11 protein-coding genes are annotated in these 14,445 nt (G+C 61.1%); 7 read left to right on the top strand and 4 right to left on the bottom strand.

All coding sequences use genetic code 11. The features are described 5' to 3' along the window. Positions 1-42 precede the first annotated feature (42 nt). Both B9G99_RS05255 and B9G99_RS05250 read right to left on the bottom strand, forming a co-directional pair. Positions 43-1,011: an asparaginase gene (locus B9G99_RS05255; protein ID WP_086621059.1), complete on the bottom strand. Its 969-nt coding sequence runs from the start codon at positions 1,009-1,011 to the stop codon at positions 43-45. A 33-nt stretch (positions 1,012-1,044) separates the two neighbouring features. Beyond that, positions 1,045-2,181, bottom strand: a complete 1,137-nt coding sequence (locus tag B9G99_RS05250; protein ID WP_086621058.1) for a DSD1 family PLP-dependent enzyme — start codon at positions 2,179-2,181, stop codon at positions 1,045-1,047. An 87-nt stretch (positions 2,182-2,268) separates the two neighbouring features. On the opposite strand from B9G99_RS05250, the gene B9G99_RS05245 reads away from it, so the two are divergent. Continuing rightward, positions 2,269-2,898 carry a helix-turn-helix transcriptional regulator gene (locus B9G99_RS05245; protein WP_086621057.1) on the top strand — a complete coding sequence of 210 codons (630 nt, stop codon included), beginning with the start codon at positions 2,269-2,271 and terminating at the stop codon, positions 2,896-2,898. 90 nt (positions 2,899-2,988) lie between these two features. Then, positions 2,989-3,951: a threo-3-hydroxy-L-aspartate ammonia-lyase gene (locus B9G99_RS05240; RefSeq protein WP_086621056.1), complete on the top strand. Its 963-nt coding sequence runs from the start codon at positions 2,989-2,991 to the stop codon at positions 3,949-3,951. 77 nt (positions 3,952-4,028) lie between these two features. On the opposite strand, the gene ppsR is transcribed toward B9G99_RS05240, so the two are convergent. Next, entirely contained in the window at positions 4,029-4,850 is an 822-nt protein-coding gene (gene ppsR, locus B9G99_RS05235) for a posphoenolpyruvate synthetase regulatory kinase/phosphorylase PpsR (protein WP_086621055.1), read from the bottom strand. A 458-nt stretch (positions 4,851-5,308) separates the two neighbouring features. On the opposite strand from ppsR, the gene ppsA reads away from it, so the two are divergent. Continuing rightward, positions 5,309-7,765 carry a phosphoenolpyruvate synthase gene (ppsA, locus tag B9G99_RS05230; protein WP_086621054.1) on the top strand — a complete coding sequence of 819 codons (2,457 nt, stop codon included), beginning with the start codon at positions 5,309-5,311 and terminating at the stop codon, positions 7,763-7,765. A gap of 81 nt (positions 7,766-7,846) precedes the next feature. On the opposite strand, the gene B9G99_RS05225 is transcribed toward ppsA, so the two are convergent. Continuing rightward, positions 7,847-9,124 carry an ROK family transcriptional regulator gene (locus tag B9G99_RS05225; protein WP_227875940.1) on the bottom strand — a complete coding sequence of 426 codons (1,278 nt, stop codon included), beginning with the start codon at positions 9,122-9,124 and terminating at the stop codon, positions 7,847-7,849. 155 nt (positions 9,125-9,279) lie between these two features. Here B9G99_RS05225 and B9G99_RS05220 point away from each other — a divergent pair, with 155 nt between their 5' ends. From B9G99_RS05220 to araG, 4 genes are all read left to right on the top strand, one after another. After that, complete coding sequence (locus B9G99_RS05220) at positions 9,280-10,014, top strand: SDR family NAD(P)-dependent oxidoreductase (protein ID WP_086621053.1); 735 nt, start codon at positions 9,280-9,282, stop codon at positions 10,012-10,014. 79 nt (positions 10,015-10,093) lie between these two features. Further along, positions 10,094-11,518: a sugar porter family MFS transporter gene (locus B9G99_RS05215; protein WP_086621052.1), complete on the top strand. Its 1,425-nt coding sequence runs from the start codon at positions 10,094-10,096 to the stop codon at positions 11,516-11,518. 363 nt (positions 11,519-11,881) lie between these two features. Further along, the gene (locus tag B9G99_RS05210; RefSeq protein WP_086621051.1) at positions 11,882-12,877 is read left to right on the top strand and encodes an arabinose ABC transporter substrate-binding protein; all 996 of its coding nucleotides are present in this window, start codon (positions 11,882-11,884) and stop codon (positions 12,875-12,877) included. Further along, on the top strand, positions 12,874-14,403 hold the full coding sequence (gene araG, locus B9G99_RS05205) for an L-arabinose ABC transporter ATP-binding protein AraG (protein WP_086621050.1): 1,530 nt from the start codon (positions 12,874-12,876) through the stop codon (positions 14,401-14,403). Before B9G99_RS05210 ends, araG begins: the two co-directional genes overlap by 4 nt. Positions 14,404-14,445: the final 42 nt, after the last annotated feature.

Raw genomic sequence — 14,445 nt, 5'->3', positions numbered from 1 at the left:
ACGGGAAAGGGCGCCGCTGACACCAGCGGCGTCCAGCCGGTTTTAGCCGCGGCAAAGTTCAAGCATCAGGGCAATTCTGGCCTTCACCGGTGAAAGCGCCGTCATGATCAAAAAGGGAGCATCCGGCGTAGGGAGCAGCCGCCCCTCCTGGCAGCGCGCGGCCACCCGCACCTCGATGCCGGCACTCCGGGCCCGCTGGGCGGCCTGCTCAAGGTCGCGATGAAGACTGGCGTTGCCGGTCGCGCCCAGCACGATGCCCGCTACCGGCTTTGAGGCGCCGCTTTCTCGTTCCTGCACCAGCAGATCGATCAGCGCGCCGCTGGCGCCGGCATGACTGAGTACAATTTCGACCCGCGGCCAGTGCTCGGCGTCAGGCAGAATCCCCTGATCACTGCCTTCCGGCCGCGGCCAGGCGCGTACCTGACGCACGCTTTCTTCTTCAACGTAGCCGATGGGGCCGCTGTCGCCCGAGGAGAACGCCTTCAGGCGATAGGGGTGGTCCTTGCGCACATCAAGCGCACTGTGGATCTCTCCGGCACAGACCACCGTGACGCCAGTGGCCTCGGGGGTGGCCGCCACGGCCAGCGCGTCGCGCAGATTCTGTGGGCCGTCCGGCATGCGGGCAGTGGCCGGGCGCATGGCGCAGGCCATCACCACCGGCTTGTCGCTGGAGAGCACCGAGTGCAGGAAAAACGCCGTCTCCTCGATGGTATCGGTGCCGTGGGTGATGACCAGTCCCGCGACATCCTCCTGGGCCAGCCAGTGCTGACAGCGCTCATGAAGGGTCTGCCAGGTGGCGGTATCCATGTCCTTGCTGTCGAGCTGGGCCACCTGCTCGGCATGCAGGGTGAAACCGTCAGGCGCGGCGATGCCTCCCAGAAGGTCTTCTACCGAGACCGTGCCGGCGGTGTAGCCAAGATTGGCGCCAGCATTTGATGAGGAACCGGCAATGGTGCCGCCGGTGCCGAGCACTACAAGGCGGCGTGCGCCTGCTGTTGAAGAGGGTGTCATGAAAGCTGCTCCCTGATGGCGGGTCATCAAAAATTACCAGCCGTAAAAACGTGGCCAGATATCGATACTGTTGTCATGGGCCAGGGCGGCGTAGTGCGGATGCTGCGCCCCGGTGGCACATGCGTGGTTGGGCAGAATACGCAGACGCGTGCCGATGGGAAAACGATTCCTGATGTCGTGATCGGTCTCGCCAGCGTGAGACAGGATGCCGTGCTCTTGGTTGGCACCGCTCAGGATATAGCCTTCAAGCACCGTGCCGTCCTCGGTGCAGACCTGACCGAAACCGAAATCATGCGTCTGTTTCTGTGTGCCGCGGTCGCGACTCATCGCCATCCAGCCGGCATCGACAATGGCCCAGCCCTTTTCCTCCTGATGACCGATCACGGTGGTGATGACGCTCAGCGCGATGTCATCAAGTGCGCATACGCCCACGTTGTGCATGACCAGGTCAAACAGCGCATAGACGCCGGCACGCACTTCCGTAACGCCCTTGAGATGCTCGGCGCTCAGGGCAGTGGGCGTCGAGCCCACGCTGACCACCGGACAGGAAAATCCGGCCTCGCGCAGCCGCTGTGCGGCTTTGACGGCGCCGGCACGCTCCTGCTCGGCGATGGCTCGCAGCGCCTCCGGGGTGTGATAGTCATAGCTGGAGCCGGCATGGGTCATGACCCCGCCCATGGTCATGCCGCTTTCCTGCAGGATGCGAGCAATCGTTAGAAGGGTTTCGTCGTCGGGCTTGATGCCGCTGCGATGCCCGTCGGTATCGATCTCGATCCAGACCTCGAAGGTGGCGTTAAACGTCTTTCCAAAGTCATCGAGCGCGTGAGCAGTGTCGACATTATCCACGATGAGTTTCAGATCACAGCCACGCTGACACAGGGCAAGTGCCCGCGGGAGCTTGTCGATCGAGATGCCCACGGCGTACAGGATGTCGGTGATACCGGCGGCGAAAAACTGCTCGGCCTCCTTGAGGGTCGACACCGTAATGCCGCGGGCGCCGGCGGCCATCTGTGCCTGCGTCACGCTTATACACTTGGCTGTCTTGACGTGGGGTCGAAAGGTGACCCCGAAGGCATCCATGCGGGCCTGCATATGCTCGATATTGCGTTGCATGCGCTGAACATCGATCAGGGCGGCGGGGGTCTCGATAGTGTGCAGGGAAGTCGTCATGGCAGGCAGCAATCCGGGTTGAAAGTGTTTATTGACAATTTGTATAAAAATAAACAAAGTGTCAAAAATCAAGGGGCAGTACCTACCATGACATCGAAAACGCCGGAGCAACGGTGGTTGCTCGAACAGCTTCAGCAGGTCGCCGAAGGGGTCGCCCGGACCTTCGCCCCCTTTTGCGAGGTGGTCGTCCACGACCTTTTGGACCCTTCGCATGCCGTGCTGGCGATCCATAACAATCTTTCCGGCCGAGAGCCCGGCGATCCGGCCACCGAACTGGGGCTGGCCAGAATTCAGGATGCCGATATTGATCAGGTGATTGCCAACTATCCCAATCACTTTTCCGATGGGCGTCAGGTCAAGAGTACGTCGGTCGGCATCAAGGACAGCGATGGGCGCTACATCGCCGCGCTGTGCATGAACATCGATCTCAGTGTGTTTCAGGGCTTTCAGGGTATGCTGAACCAGTTCGTTGATCTGCCGGGCGCAGCTCCCGCGCAGGAGACGCTGGACCCCGTAGGCGCCGACGCCATCCGGGCGCGCATTGATCAGTTCGCCGCGCGCATGGCCACCACGCCAAGGGCGCTCAAGGCAGTAGATCGACGGGTGCTGGTCAAGGAGTTGAAGTCGGCCGGCCTGCTGGAAGTGCGCCGGGCGATGGAAATTGTTGCCGGCCATCTGGGGGTGTCACGCGCCTCGGTCTATGGCTATGCAAGGTAGTGTCTGGCGCGGAGGGCGCTGGAAGGGTCTGCGTGATGAACGCGGGCATTAAACGGTCTGGTCCGGCCGCCTGGCCGAGAAAGGAGCTCCATGAATCATCATCCCACCTTTGAAGATGTAGTGGCTGCATCAAAACGACTTGAAGGCCAGGCGCGTCGCACGCCGGTCATGACCTCGCGTACCGTTGACGAGATGCTGGACGCACGGGTCTTTTTCAAATGTGAAAACTTTCAGCGCTCGGGGGCCTTCAAGTTTCGCGGCGCCTTCAATGCGCTGTCACAATTTACGCCCGAGCAGAAGCGTGCCGGCGTGGTAGCGTTCTCTTCCGGTAACCATGCCCAGGCCATTGCCCTGTCTGCCAGGCTGCTTGGCATTCCGGCCACCATTGTCATGCCCGAGGACGCCCCGAAAGCCAAGGTGGCGGCCACGAAGGGTTATGGTGGCAACGTGGTGATGTATGATCGCTACACCGAGGATCGCGAGCAGATTGGCCGCGAGCTGGCCGAAACACACGGCCTGACGTTGATCCCGCCCTATGATCACCCCGATGTTCTGGCCGGTCAGGGCACGGCCGCCATGGAACTTTTTGAAGAGACCGGCCCGCTGGATGCGCTGTTTGTGTGTCTGGGCGGTGGTGGTCTGCTGTCGGGCTCTGCGCTGGCAGCGCGTTCGATGTCGCCCGGGTGCCGGATCTATGGCGTCGAGCCCCAGGCGGGCAACGATGGGCAGCAATCATTTCGCAGCGGTCGGATCGTTCACATCGACACGCCTCGCACCATTGCCGATGGCGCGCAGACCCAGCATCTGGGGCAGATCACCTTTCCCATCATTCAGCGCGATGTCGACGACATTCTGACTGCTTCAGACAGCGAACTCATTGAGTGCATGGCGTTTCTGGCCGAGCGAATGAAGCTGGTCGTCGAGCCAACCGGTTGCCTTGGCTTCGCCGCAGCGCGGCAGATGAAAGAGGAACTGCAGGGCAGACGTGTCGGCATCATTATCAGCGGCGGCAACGTCGACATGGCGCGCTATACCAGCCTGCTGAGCGGCTGATCCTCCAGCAGCGCTTCCCTCCGACGGCTCGCCACCGAGCCGTCCATGTTATCCCTTGTCACGCGCAATGCCCGCGATCAAAAAATGCGCCGATCAATACCGAGCGTATCCATCAGGCGCGTGGCGATCTCCTCGACCGAATAGTTGGTGGTGTCCAGATAGGGAATACGCAGCCGACGATAGAGGGCCTCGACTTCGGAAAGCTCCAGTCGACACTGTCTGAGCGAGGCATAGGTGCTGGCGGTGCGCCGTTCGTTGCGGATGGCGGCGAGCCGGTCGGCATTGATGGTCAATCCGAACAGCTTGCCGCGCTGCTCTCGAAGGGCCGGTGGCAGTGCCAGGCGGTCCATGTCATCGGCAATGAAGGGGTAGTTGGCCACCCGCAGACCAAACTGCATGGCCAGATAAAGGCTGGTGGGCGTTTTGCCACAGCGTGAGACGCCGATCAGGATCACCTGGGCCTGCTCGAGATGACGCAGCGACAGGCCATCATCGTGCGCCAGCGCATAGTCGATCGCTGCAATGCGCTCGTCATAGCGGGCCACATTGCGCTGATTGAGCCCGTGAGTGCGGTGCAGCGTGGGATGCGGTGCCATGTTGAGCTCTTCGCTGAGCGGGGCGATGACGGATTCGATCACGTCATGGCAGAAGCCGTGACTCGACAGGATGATCTGGCGAATTTCATCACTGACGATCGAGTAAAAGACGATGGGTCGCTCACCGGTCTCGGCAAAGAGCCGGTCAATACGATCACGAATTTCGATCGCGCGCTCGCGAGTGTCGACGAAGGGCCAGGTGCGCTGGGTAAATTCCGTATCAAACTGGGAGAGAACGGCATGTCCCAGCACTTCCATGGTAATGGCCGTGCCATCGGAAATATAAAACACTGTTTTTGGCATAAGGCCCTCTCTTCCCGACATAAAAAGACACGATTTATCAGGCATTAAACCACGGTAATGGCCAAAATGTTGCAATGCCATTGCGACCTTATTTGTCAAATTTGCGCACGCACTACAAACCATGTAGTGATTTTTTGTACTCTGTTTATTTTGATATTGTTTTTCATATTCAATAAGTTGAACTGCATTGTTCATACTTTATGTTAATGCATTGTAGTAGTCTTTCAAAATGCTCCTGGCCTTAAAACTTGTCATGAAGGCTATGGCAGGTCGAAAAAAATGATTACGCTCTGCTCGACTGTCATGGGACAGAAGAATTTGAAAAACGTCGTTTTTATGTGGTCGTGCGATGCATCGACACGCCCCGGGCGACGTTTTTTTACGTTGTTTACTTTTGGGTAGGGCACCGCCGGTAGCTTCGGGTATTGGTGGCTAAAGGATTGCCGGGAGAGACGGAAATGAGTGATCGCAAGGTGACAGACGACAATCGCCCCAACAGCGCTGAGCTGGATGTGCTCTGGTATGACCAGGTGGGCATGCACGATGTGGATCGTGTCGGAGGCAAGAATGCCTCGCTGGGCGAGATGATCAGTCATCTGACCAGTCTGGGCGTTCAGGTGCCCAATGGCTTTGCGACCACCGCCGATGCATGGCGACGCTTTCTGGAGCAGAGCGGTCTGGATGATCGCATCCACGCTCTGCTTGATGAGACCGACATCGACGATACCCAGGCGCTGGCCGCTGCCGGCACCCGTATCCGTCAGTGGGTGATCGACACGCCCTTTACCGCTGAACTCGACAGCGCCATCGCCACGGCCTACGAACAGCTGGCCGGCGACAATCCGAACGCTTCCTTTGCGGTACGCTCGTCGGCCACGGCCGAGGATATGCCTGACGCTTCCTTTGCCGGCCAGCAGGAAACCTTCCTCAACGTGCAGGGACTGGACGCGGTACGTGAGGCGATTCACCACGTGTTTGCCTCGCTGTTCAATGACCGCGCCATCTCCTACCGCGTTCACCAGGGCTACGATCACAAGGGCGTGGCGCTGTCCGCCGGTGTGCAGCGCATGGTGCGCTCGGATCTGGCCACCTCGGGCGTCATGTTCACCATCGACACCGAGTCCGGCTTCGATCAGGTCGTGTTCATTACTGCCGCCTGGGGTCTGGGCGAAATGGTGGTACAGGGCGCCGTCAATCCGGATGAATACTACGTTCACAAGCCCACTCTGGCTGCCAATCGCCCCTCGGTCGTGCGTCGCAGCATGGGCACCAAGGCCGAGCGCATGGTGTATGCCGATGATCGCGCTCACGGCAAGCAGGTACGCATCGAGCCGGTCGACACCGCCGACCAGGACCGTTTCTGCCTGAGTGATGAAGAAATCGAAGCGCTGGCCCGTCAGGCCATGCTGATCGAGCAGCACTATGGCCGCCCGATGGACATCGAGTGGGCGAAGGATGGTCACACCGGTGAGCTTTTGATCGTTCAGGCGCGTCCGGAAACCGTTCGCTCGCGCAAGCAGGTCATGGAGCGCTACCAGCTCAAGTCTCGTGGCCCGGTGGTCGCCGAAGGGCGTGCCATCGGTCAGCGCATCGGCGCCGGCCCCGTGAAGATCATCTCCGACATCAGCCAGATGCACGAAGTCTCTCCAGGCGATGTGCTGGTCACCGACATGACCGACCCGGACTGGGAACCGATCATGAAGCGTGCCGCGGCGATCGTGACCAATCGTGGCGGACGTACCTGCCACGCGGCGATCATCGCCCGCGAGCTGGGCATTCCGGCGGTAGTCGGCTGTGGCGATGCCACCGAACGGCTGACATCGACGTCTCATGTCACCGTTTCCTGTGCCGAGGGTGACACCGGCTACATCTACGAAGGCGAGCTGGAGTTCGAGGTCAATAGTGCCGCCATCGATGATCTGCCGGAGCTGCCGCTCAAGCTGATGATGAACGTCGGCAATCCCGACCGAGCCTTTGACTTTGCCACACTGCCCAACGAGGGCGTGGGTCTGGCGCGTCTGGAGTTCATCATCAACCGCATGATCGGCATTCACCCGCGTGCCCTGCTGGAGTTCGACCGTCAGACGCCGGCGCTGCAGGCTGAAATCAAGAGCCGCATTGCGGGTTACTCTGATCCGGTCGAGTTCTACGTGGCCCGTCTGACCGAAGGCATGGCGACCCTGGCGGCGGCCTTCTGGCCCAAGCGTGTCATCGTGCGTCTGTCGGACTTCAAGACCAACGAGTACGCTAACCTGGTGGGTGGTGAACAGTACGAGCCGCACGAGGAAAACCCGATGCTGGGCTTCCGCGGTGCCGGTCGCTACGTCTCGCCGGACTTCCGTGACTGCTTCGCGCTGGAGTGTCAGGCGGTCAAGCGGGTACGCGACGTGATGGGCCTTGAAAACGTCGAGATCATGATTCCGTTCGTGCGGACGCTCAAGGACGCCAGTGCCGTGATCGAGACGCTGGAAACCCACGGTCTCAAGCGCGGTGAAAACGGCCTCAAGGTCATCATGATGTGCGAGCTGCCTTCCAATGCGCTGCTGGCTGATCAGTTCCTTGAGTACTTTGATGGCTTCTCGATCGGCTCCAACGACATGACCCAGCTCACGCTGGGGCTGGACCGCGACTCCGGTACGGTCTCCGAGCAGTTTGACGAGCGCAACGATGCCGTGCTGGCCTTGCTGTCAATGGCCATCCGCGCCGCCAAGCGCCAGGACAAGTACGTGGGCATCTGCGGGCAGGGCCCGTCGGATCACCCGGACTTCGCCGCCTGGCTGATGAGTGAAGGCATCGACAGTCTCTCGCTCAACCCGGATACGGTCATCAATACCTGGCTCTCCCTGGGCGAGCAGAATGAGGGGGGCGCGTCTCAGGCGGGCAATGACCAGCCGGCGTCACTGCTCAACAGGTAACGCATCAGGCAGTCCTCTCAACCGTCCGGCCCGCAAGGGTCGGACGGTTTTTTCATGCCCGCACGCAGGGGAGGGTCGACATCATTCCGATGACTCAAGGAGCGACAGGGCGCTGGCCATGACCATCGCTGCGGCCCCCCGGGCGGGTATCAGCTGGTGTTGTGCCAGAACGCGAGGGGTAATCAGGGTGGCTTCCGGCAGCAGTCGACGCTGGGTACTGGCAAAGCGGGCAAGTGCCGGGTCCATGAAGGCGGGGCCGAGGGTGGTCAGCGTGCCCCCAATCACGATCTCGGCGGGATTGAGCGTGTGATGAAGATTGTGCAGCAGCATGCCCAGTGCCTGGCCGGCCTGCTTGAGCACCGGGGCGGTCGTGGCGTCGGGCAGAGCGGCCACGCCATCGACCAGATCCACGCTGTCCTCGATACCGAGCTGCTGACGCAGCCGCCAGCCGCTTACCAGCGTCTCGGCGCAGCCGTAATTGCCGCAGTGACACAGCGTCCCGTCCGGGTCCAGCAGGGTGTGGCCAATTTCACCGGCCAGGCCATGCACGCCGCGGATGATGCGTGGCGGCGCGCCGTTTTCCACCAGACCGCTGCCAATACCCGTATCGGCGCTGACAAACAGCAGTGATTCGGGCGCGCCGTGCGTGGCGAAGTAGAGCTCGCCGAACGCGGCCAGCGAGGATTCGTTATCCATCAGCCGAATGCCCGAAAGCGCCGGAAGGTGATCTGCCAGCAGATCCAGAAACCGGACCTGATGCCAGCCCAGGTTGGGGGCCAGTCCCAGCAGCGGCTCGCCCGGCATGACCGGCCCCGGCAGGGCCACGCCTATTCCCAGCAGCCGGCGTGCGCCAAGATCATCGCTTTCAAGCAATGTCGTGATCTCGTGCGCCAGCAGGCGGGCGGCGTCGTCAGGGGCAGGGCTGGACAGGGATATACAGCGCTGCGCCAGTGTGGCACCGGACAGCGTGCAGGCCATCACCCGGAGTTCATGCACGCCGACTTCGGCTCCCAGCATCAGGTGGTGATGTTCGCCAAGCGATAGTTCACGCCCGGGTCTGCCGCCCCGCCGGTACTGCAGGGCACCTTCCTCGAGCCAGCCGCTTTCAAGCAGCGGGGCGACAGCGCTGCCAACGGTCACCTTGGTCAGTCCCGTCTGGCGTGCCAGTTCGGTGCGGGTCATGCCCGGCGTTCGCCTCAGCGCATCCAGAATGGCCAGGCGGTTACGCTGTTTCAGGGAGTTGAGATCGCCTGCAGGGCGTGGGTCGGACAAACGAGTCATGGTGTCGGGCACCGGGTTGCGATAACGAACAGGCAGGCAGATGCCCTCTCTGGCACGACGTGTTTGAGCGTCGGTCATCCCTTTTATCATCGAATGTGTTCTGACGTCCGGCAATTCGACGTTTAGAAAGTCATGCCTGGAGTCGACCTATGTCCAATGGCTGCATCCTCAGGGCAGGTAGACACTGCGCGGTAAGAACTCTTAATTAAATCCATTCTGGCGGAATCAATATCATGACTGCTCCGATCTATCCCGATCTGAAAGGCCGTCGCGTGGTGGTAACCGGGGGCGGCTCCGGGATCGGGGAAGGCATTGTGCGTGCCTTCGCCGAGCAGGGTGCCGAGGTGCACTTTCTGGACATCATCGATGAGGCTGCATCGCTTGCCGAGTCGCTGGGCGCGCACGTGCACTTTCATCGCTGTGACCTGACCGACCCGCACGCGCTGGATCAGGTGCTTCTTGAAATCGGCACGGTAGACGTTCTGGTCAACAACGCCGCCAATGACGATCGCCACCGGCTTGAGGAGGTCACGCCCGAGTACTGGGACGATCGCATGGCGGTCAATCTGCGCCATCAGGCGCTGGCGGTGCGCGCGTTGGCGGCCGGCATGCGCGCGCAGGGGCGCGGTTCCATCATCAACATGGGATCGATCAGCTGGCATCTCGGCCAGCCCGGCATGGTGCTTTACGAAACCGCCAAGGCGGCCATCGAGGGCCTGACCCGGGCGCTGGCCAGCGAGCTGGGCAGTGACGGCATTCGCGTCAACTGCGTGATTCCCGGCAACATCAAGACGCCACGTCAGTCGCGCTGGTACACCCCGGAAGACGAGGCGCAGATTGTTGCAGAACAAAAGCTCAAGGTTCGGCTGCACCCGCATCACGTGGCCAACATGGTGCTCTTTCTGGCCTCCGATGCGGCCGGGGGCTGTACAGCTCACAACTACTGGGTCGATGGCGGCTGGCTATAGCGGCACAAGGCCCCATCGGCCCTTGATCACCATCGATCTCAACAGACGACAATAAAACAGGATCCCGGGAGGTATCATCATGTCATCAGCCACTGCGCTACAGGACGAGGACAGCCGCAAACGGCAGTTCTACGTCTTCATTATCTGTTGTGTCGCCGCCCTCGGCGGCTTCCTGTTCGGTTTTGACAGCGGGGTCATCAACGGTACCGTAGATGGCCTGCAGGCTGCCTTCGACTCCGAGGCGGCCGGTACGGGCTTCAACGTGGCCTCGATGCTTTTGGGCTGTGCCGGCGGCGCCTTCTTTGCCGGCCGGCTGGCGGACCGCTTTGGGCGACGGATGCTGTTGATCGTGGCCGCCCTGTTTTTCATTGTCAGTGCCTGGGGCTCGGGTGTGGCCACCGGGTCCTTCGAGTTTGTCATCTACCGCATTCTCGGCGGGATTGCGGTGGGGGCGGCCAGCGTCATGACGCCGGCCTATATCAGTGAGGTAGCCCCGGCGGCCATTCGTGGCCGACTCGCGACCATTCAGCAGATTGCCATCATCACGGGGCTTTTCATGGCCTTTGTCAGCAACTATGTGCTGGCGCGGGTGGCCGGTGCCTCGACCGCCGAATTCTGGGGTGGTTTTGAAGCCTGGCGCTGGATGTTCTGGATGGAACTGATTCCGGCCACCATCTTCTTTCTGGCCCTGCTGGGCATACCGGAAAGTCCGCGGTTTCTGATCAGCAAGGGCGAAAGCAAAAAGGCCCTCAAGGTGCTCAGGACGCTGATGGCCGATCGCGAAGCGGATCAGAAGGCAGAAGACATTCGTACGTCGCTGCATCGTGAGCGGGCCCCGGGCCTTTCCGATCTGATCAATGGCGCAACCGGCCGTGTCCATCGCATTGTCTGGGTTGGCATCGGCCTTGCCGTCTTCCAGCAGCTGGTGGGTATCAACGTGGTGTTCTACTACGGTGCGGTGCTCTGGCAGTCGGTCGGCTTCACCGAAAGCGATGCGCTTTTGATCAACATCATCAGCGGCGCGGTCAGTATCGCAGCCTGTCTGATCACCATTGCGGTCATCGACAAGGTCGGGCGCAAGCCGATTCTGTGGATCGGATCGGTCGGCATGACGGTCACGCTGTGCATTCTGGCCTATGCCTTCTCGACGGCGGCGATCGTTGATGGCTCGCTGCGTCTGTCCGACAGCATGGGCATCGTGGCGCTGCTGTCGGCCAACATCTACGTCATGTTCTTCAACGCCTCCTGGGGCCCGGTCATGTGGGTCATGCTGGGGGAAATGTTCCCCAATCAGATGCGCGGCTCGGGACTGGCCGTGTCGGGACTTTTCCAGTGGCTGGCCAACTTCGGTATCACCATGACCTTCCCGATCATGCTGGCCGGTATCGGTCTGGGCGGCGCCTACGGGATCTACGCCTTCTTTGCCCTGATCTCGGTCTTTTTCGTGATCAAAATGGTCAAGGAAACACGGGGTCGCGAGCTCGAAGACATGGCCTACGAGTAAGGTCATCGAGAGAAATCAGCTTGTGTTGTTCACATTCGCCCGGCCAATGGCGCCGGGCGATTTTATTGATACCGAAATTGTTGTGGCGTGAAGGATTCACGATGGAAGTTGCCTCAACATCATACTGCTTAAGTCGCGCGTAACTTTAGTCTCAGCGCCCGCACCAGGCGCTCTGGCGGCAAAGGGCATGTGCACTGGCTTTATCCAATCCTCATAGCCTTTTCGATATCGCTTCAGATGACTTGACGCATTAGTCGCCACTTAAGTCGCGCCGTATGTTGGCCATGGTGTCTCACTGGCGCGATACGGCGCCCTTGATCACCCCTGAACAATAACCTGCCCCACGAGGGCCTGGAGTCCACGATGTCCCTGCTACCTGCCTTTTCCCGTGTGATTGCCACCACGCTCATGGCCCTGGTGCCGCTGAGCATGGCGCATGCCAGTGATGACAACGTCAAGATCGGCTTTATCGTCAAAAAACCCGAACAGGCCTGGTTTATCAACGAGCAGCGCGCCGCCAGCGAGCTGGGTCAGGAACAGGGCTTTACCGTGGTACGTCTGGCCGGTGAAGACGGTCAGCAGGTGCTCAGCGCCATCGATAACCTCAACGCTCAGGGCGCGCAGGGCTTTGTGATCTGTCCGCCGGATGTACGTCTTGGCATGGCGATTGCCAACCGGGCAAAGCAGTACGGCATGAAGGTCGTGACCGTGGATGACCAGTTCGTGGGGAGTGACGGCCAGCCCATGACCGAGGTGCCGCATCTGGGCATGTCGGGCTACAAGATCGGAGAGCAGGTCGGCAACGCCATTGCCGAGGAGATGAAGCGTCGCGGCTGGGACATGGCCAATACCGGTGCCCTGCGTATCTCCAACAACGAGCTGCCCACTGCCCGCGAGCGTACCGACGGAGCGACCCAGGCGCTGCTCGATGCCGGCTTCAACAAGGACAACGTGATCGATGCCCCGCAACAGAACACTGACACCACCAGTGCCTTTGCCGCGGCCTCGCCGATGTTTTCCAAGTACGGCAAGTTTGATCACTGGGTGATCTATGCCCTCAACGAGGAGAGCGTGCTGGGCGGCGTGCGCGCCAGCGAGCAGTATGGCCTGTCACCGGAGGATGTCATCGGTGTCGGCATCAACGGCTCGGGTGCGGCCTTCGCCGAGTTCTCGCGTGAAAAGCCCACCGGCTTCTACGGCACCGTGGCCGTCAGTTCGACCATGCACGGTCGCCAGAGCGCTGAAAACCTCTATCAGTGGATCACCGAAGACAAGCAGCCGCCGGCCGATACCGAAACCACCGGCACCCTGATGACACGTGACAACTGGCAGGACGTCCGCAAGGAACTGCAGCTATGAGTGTGGCCCCGGTCAAGGGGGCCGTGGCCGCCGAGGCCGACCCCTGGCTTGTCGTCGAAAACGTCACCGTCGAGTTTCCCGGTGTTCGGGCCCTCGATGGGGTGAACTTCAACGCCCGCGCCGGTGAAGTGCACGCCCTGATGGGCGAAAACGGCGCCGGCAAGTCGACCCTGCTCAAGGTGTTGAGCGGTGTGAACCGCGTCACCGACGGTGCCCTCAGGGTCGGTGGCGAGCGTCATGTCTTCGCCAATGCCCGCGAGGCGCTGCGGCTGGGCATTGCGATCATCTATCAGGAACTCACGCTCTCGCCCAACCTGTCGGTGGCGGAAAACCTGCTGCTGGGACAGTTGCCTCAGCACTACGGCATCGTGGATCGCAAACGGCTGCGTGAGCGGGCACTGATGATTCTCGAGGAGCTGGGGGAGGGCAGCGTCCATCCATCGACAAAGGTGCGCGACCTTTCGATCGGACAGCAGCAGATGATCGAGATCGGCCGGGCGCTGTTGCGTGATGCCCGCATCATCGCCTTTGACGAGCCGACCAGTTCGCTGTCGGTGCAGGAGACACGACAGCTCAAGCGCATCGTCAAGCGCCTGCGCGATGAGGGTCGGGTCGTGCTCTATGTCACCCACCGCATGGAGGAGGTGTTCGAGATGTGCGACGCCGTCACGGTCTTTCGTGACGGCCGCCATATCTGCACCCACGAGACCATGGCAGGGCTCACCCAGGATCAGCTGGTCAGCGAGATGGTCGGGCGTGATATCGAGGATGTCTACGGCTATCGCAGCCGCGAGACCGGCGACGTCATCCTGAAGGTCCAGAACCTGGAAGGGCGAGGGCTTGCCGCGCCGGTCAGTTTCGAGGTCCGTCGCGGTGAGGTGTTCGGATTTTTTGGTCTGGTCGGGGCAGGTCGCAGCGAACTGATGCGGCTGGTATGTGGCGTGGAGGCGCCGAAGGGCGGCGAGATCCACTTCAATGGCCGAACCGGACGGTTCTCCTCCCCGGGCGATGCGATTCGGGCGGGTATCGCCATGTGTCCGGAGGATCGCAAGTCGCAGGGTATCTTTCCGGTGGCGAGCGTCACCGACAATCTCAACATCAGCTGCCGACGCTTTTTCAAGCGCATGGGGCTGTGGCGACACCCCAGACGCGAGCTGGAAAACACCCGCGACTACATCAAAAAACTGCGCATTCGCACGCCCGGCCCGCGCACCCGTATCAGCACGCTGTCCGGCGGCAATCAGCAAAAGGTCATCCTCGCACGCTGGCTCTCCGAGAAAATTGAGCTGTTTGTGATGGATGAGCCGACCCGCGGCATCGATGTCGGGGCGCGGCGCGATATCTACAACCTGCTCTATGACCTGGCCGATCAGGGCAAGGCCGTGGTGGTCATTTCAAGCGATCTGACCGAGGTCAGCGCGATCTGCGATCGCATCGGTGTGATGCGAAACGGCGCGCTGGTCGACATCGTCGATCGCGACGCCGCCACGCCCGAGCGGCTGCTGGGCCTGGCGCTGCCGGCCTGAGCACGATGGCCATAACCACATCCGGTGGCAATAACAATACGG

It is taken from the genome of Kushneria konosiri (assembly GCF_002155145.1).
In the GTDB taxonomy this organism is placed as follows: domain Bacteria; phylum Pseudomonadota; class Gammaproteobacteria; order Pseudomonadales; family Halomonadaceae; genus Kushneria; species Kushneria konosiri.
This window is presented reverse-complemented; position numbering and strand designations above follow the sequence as displayed.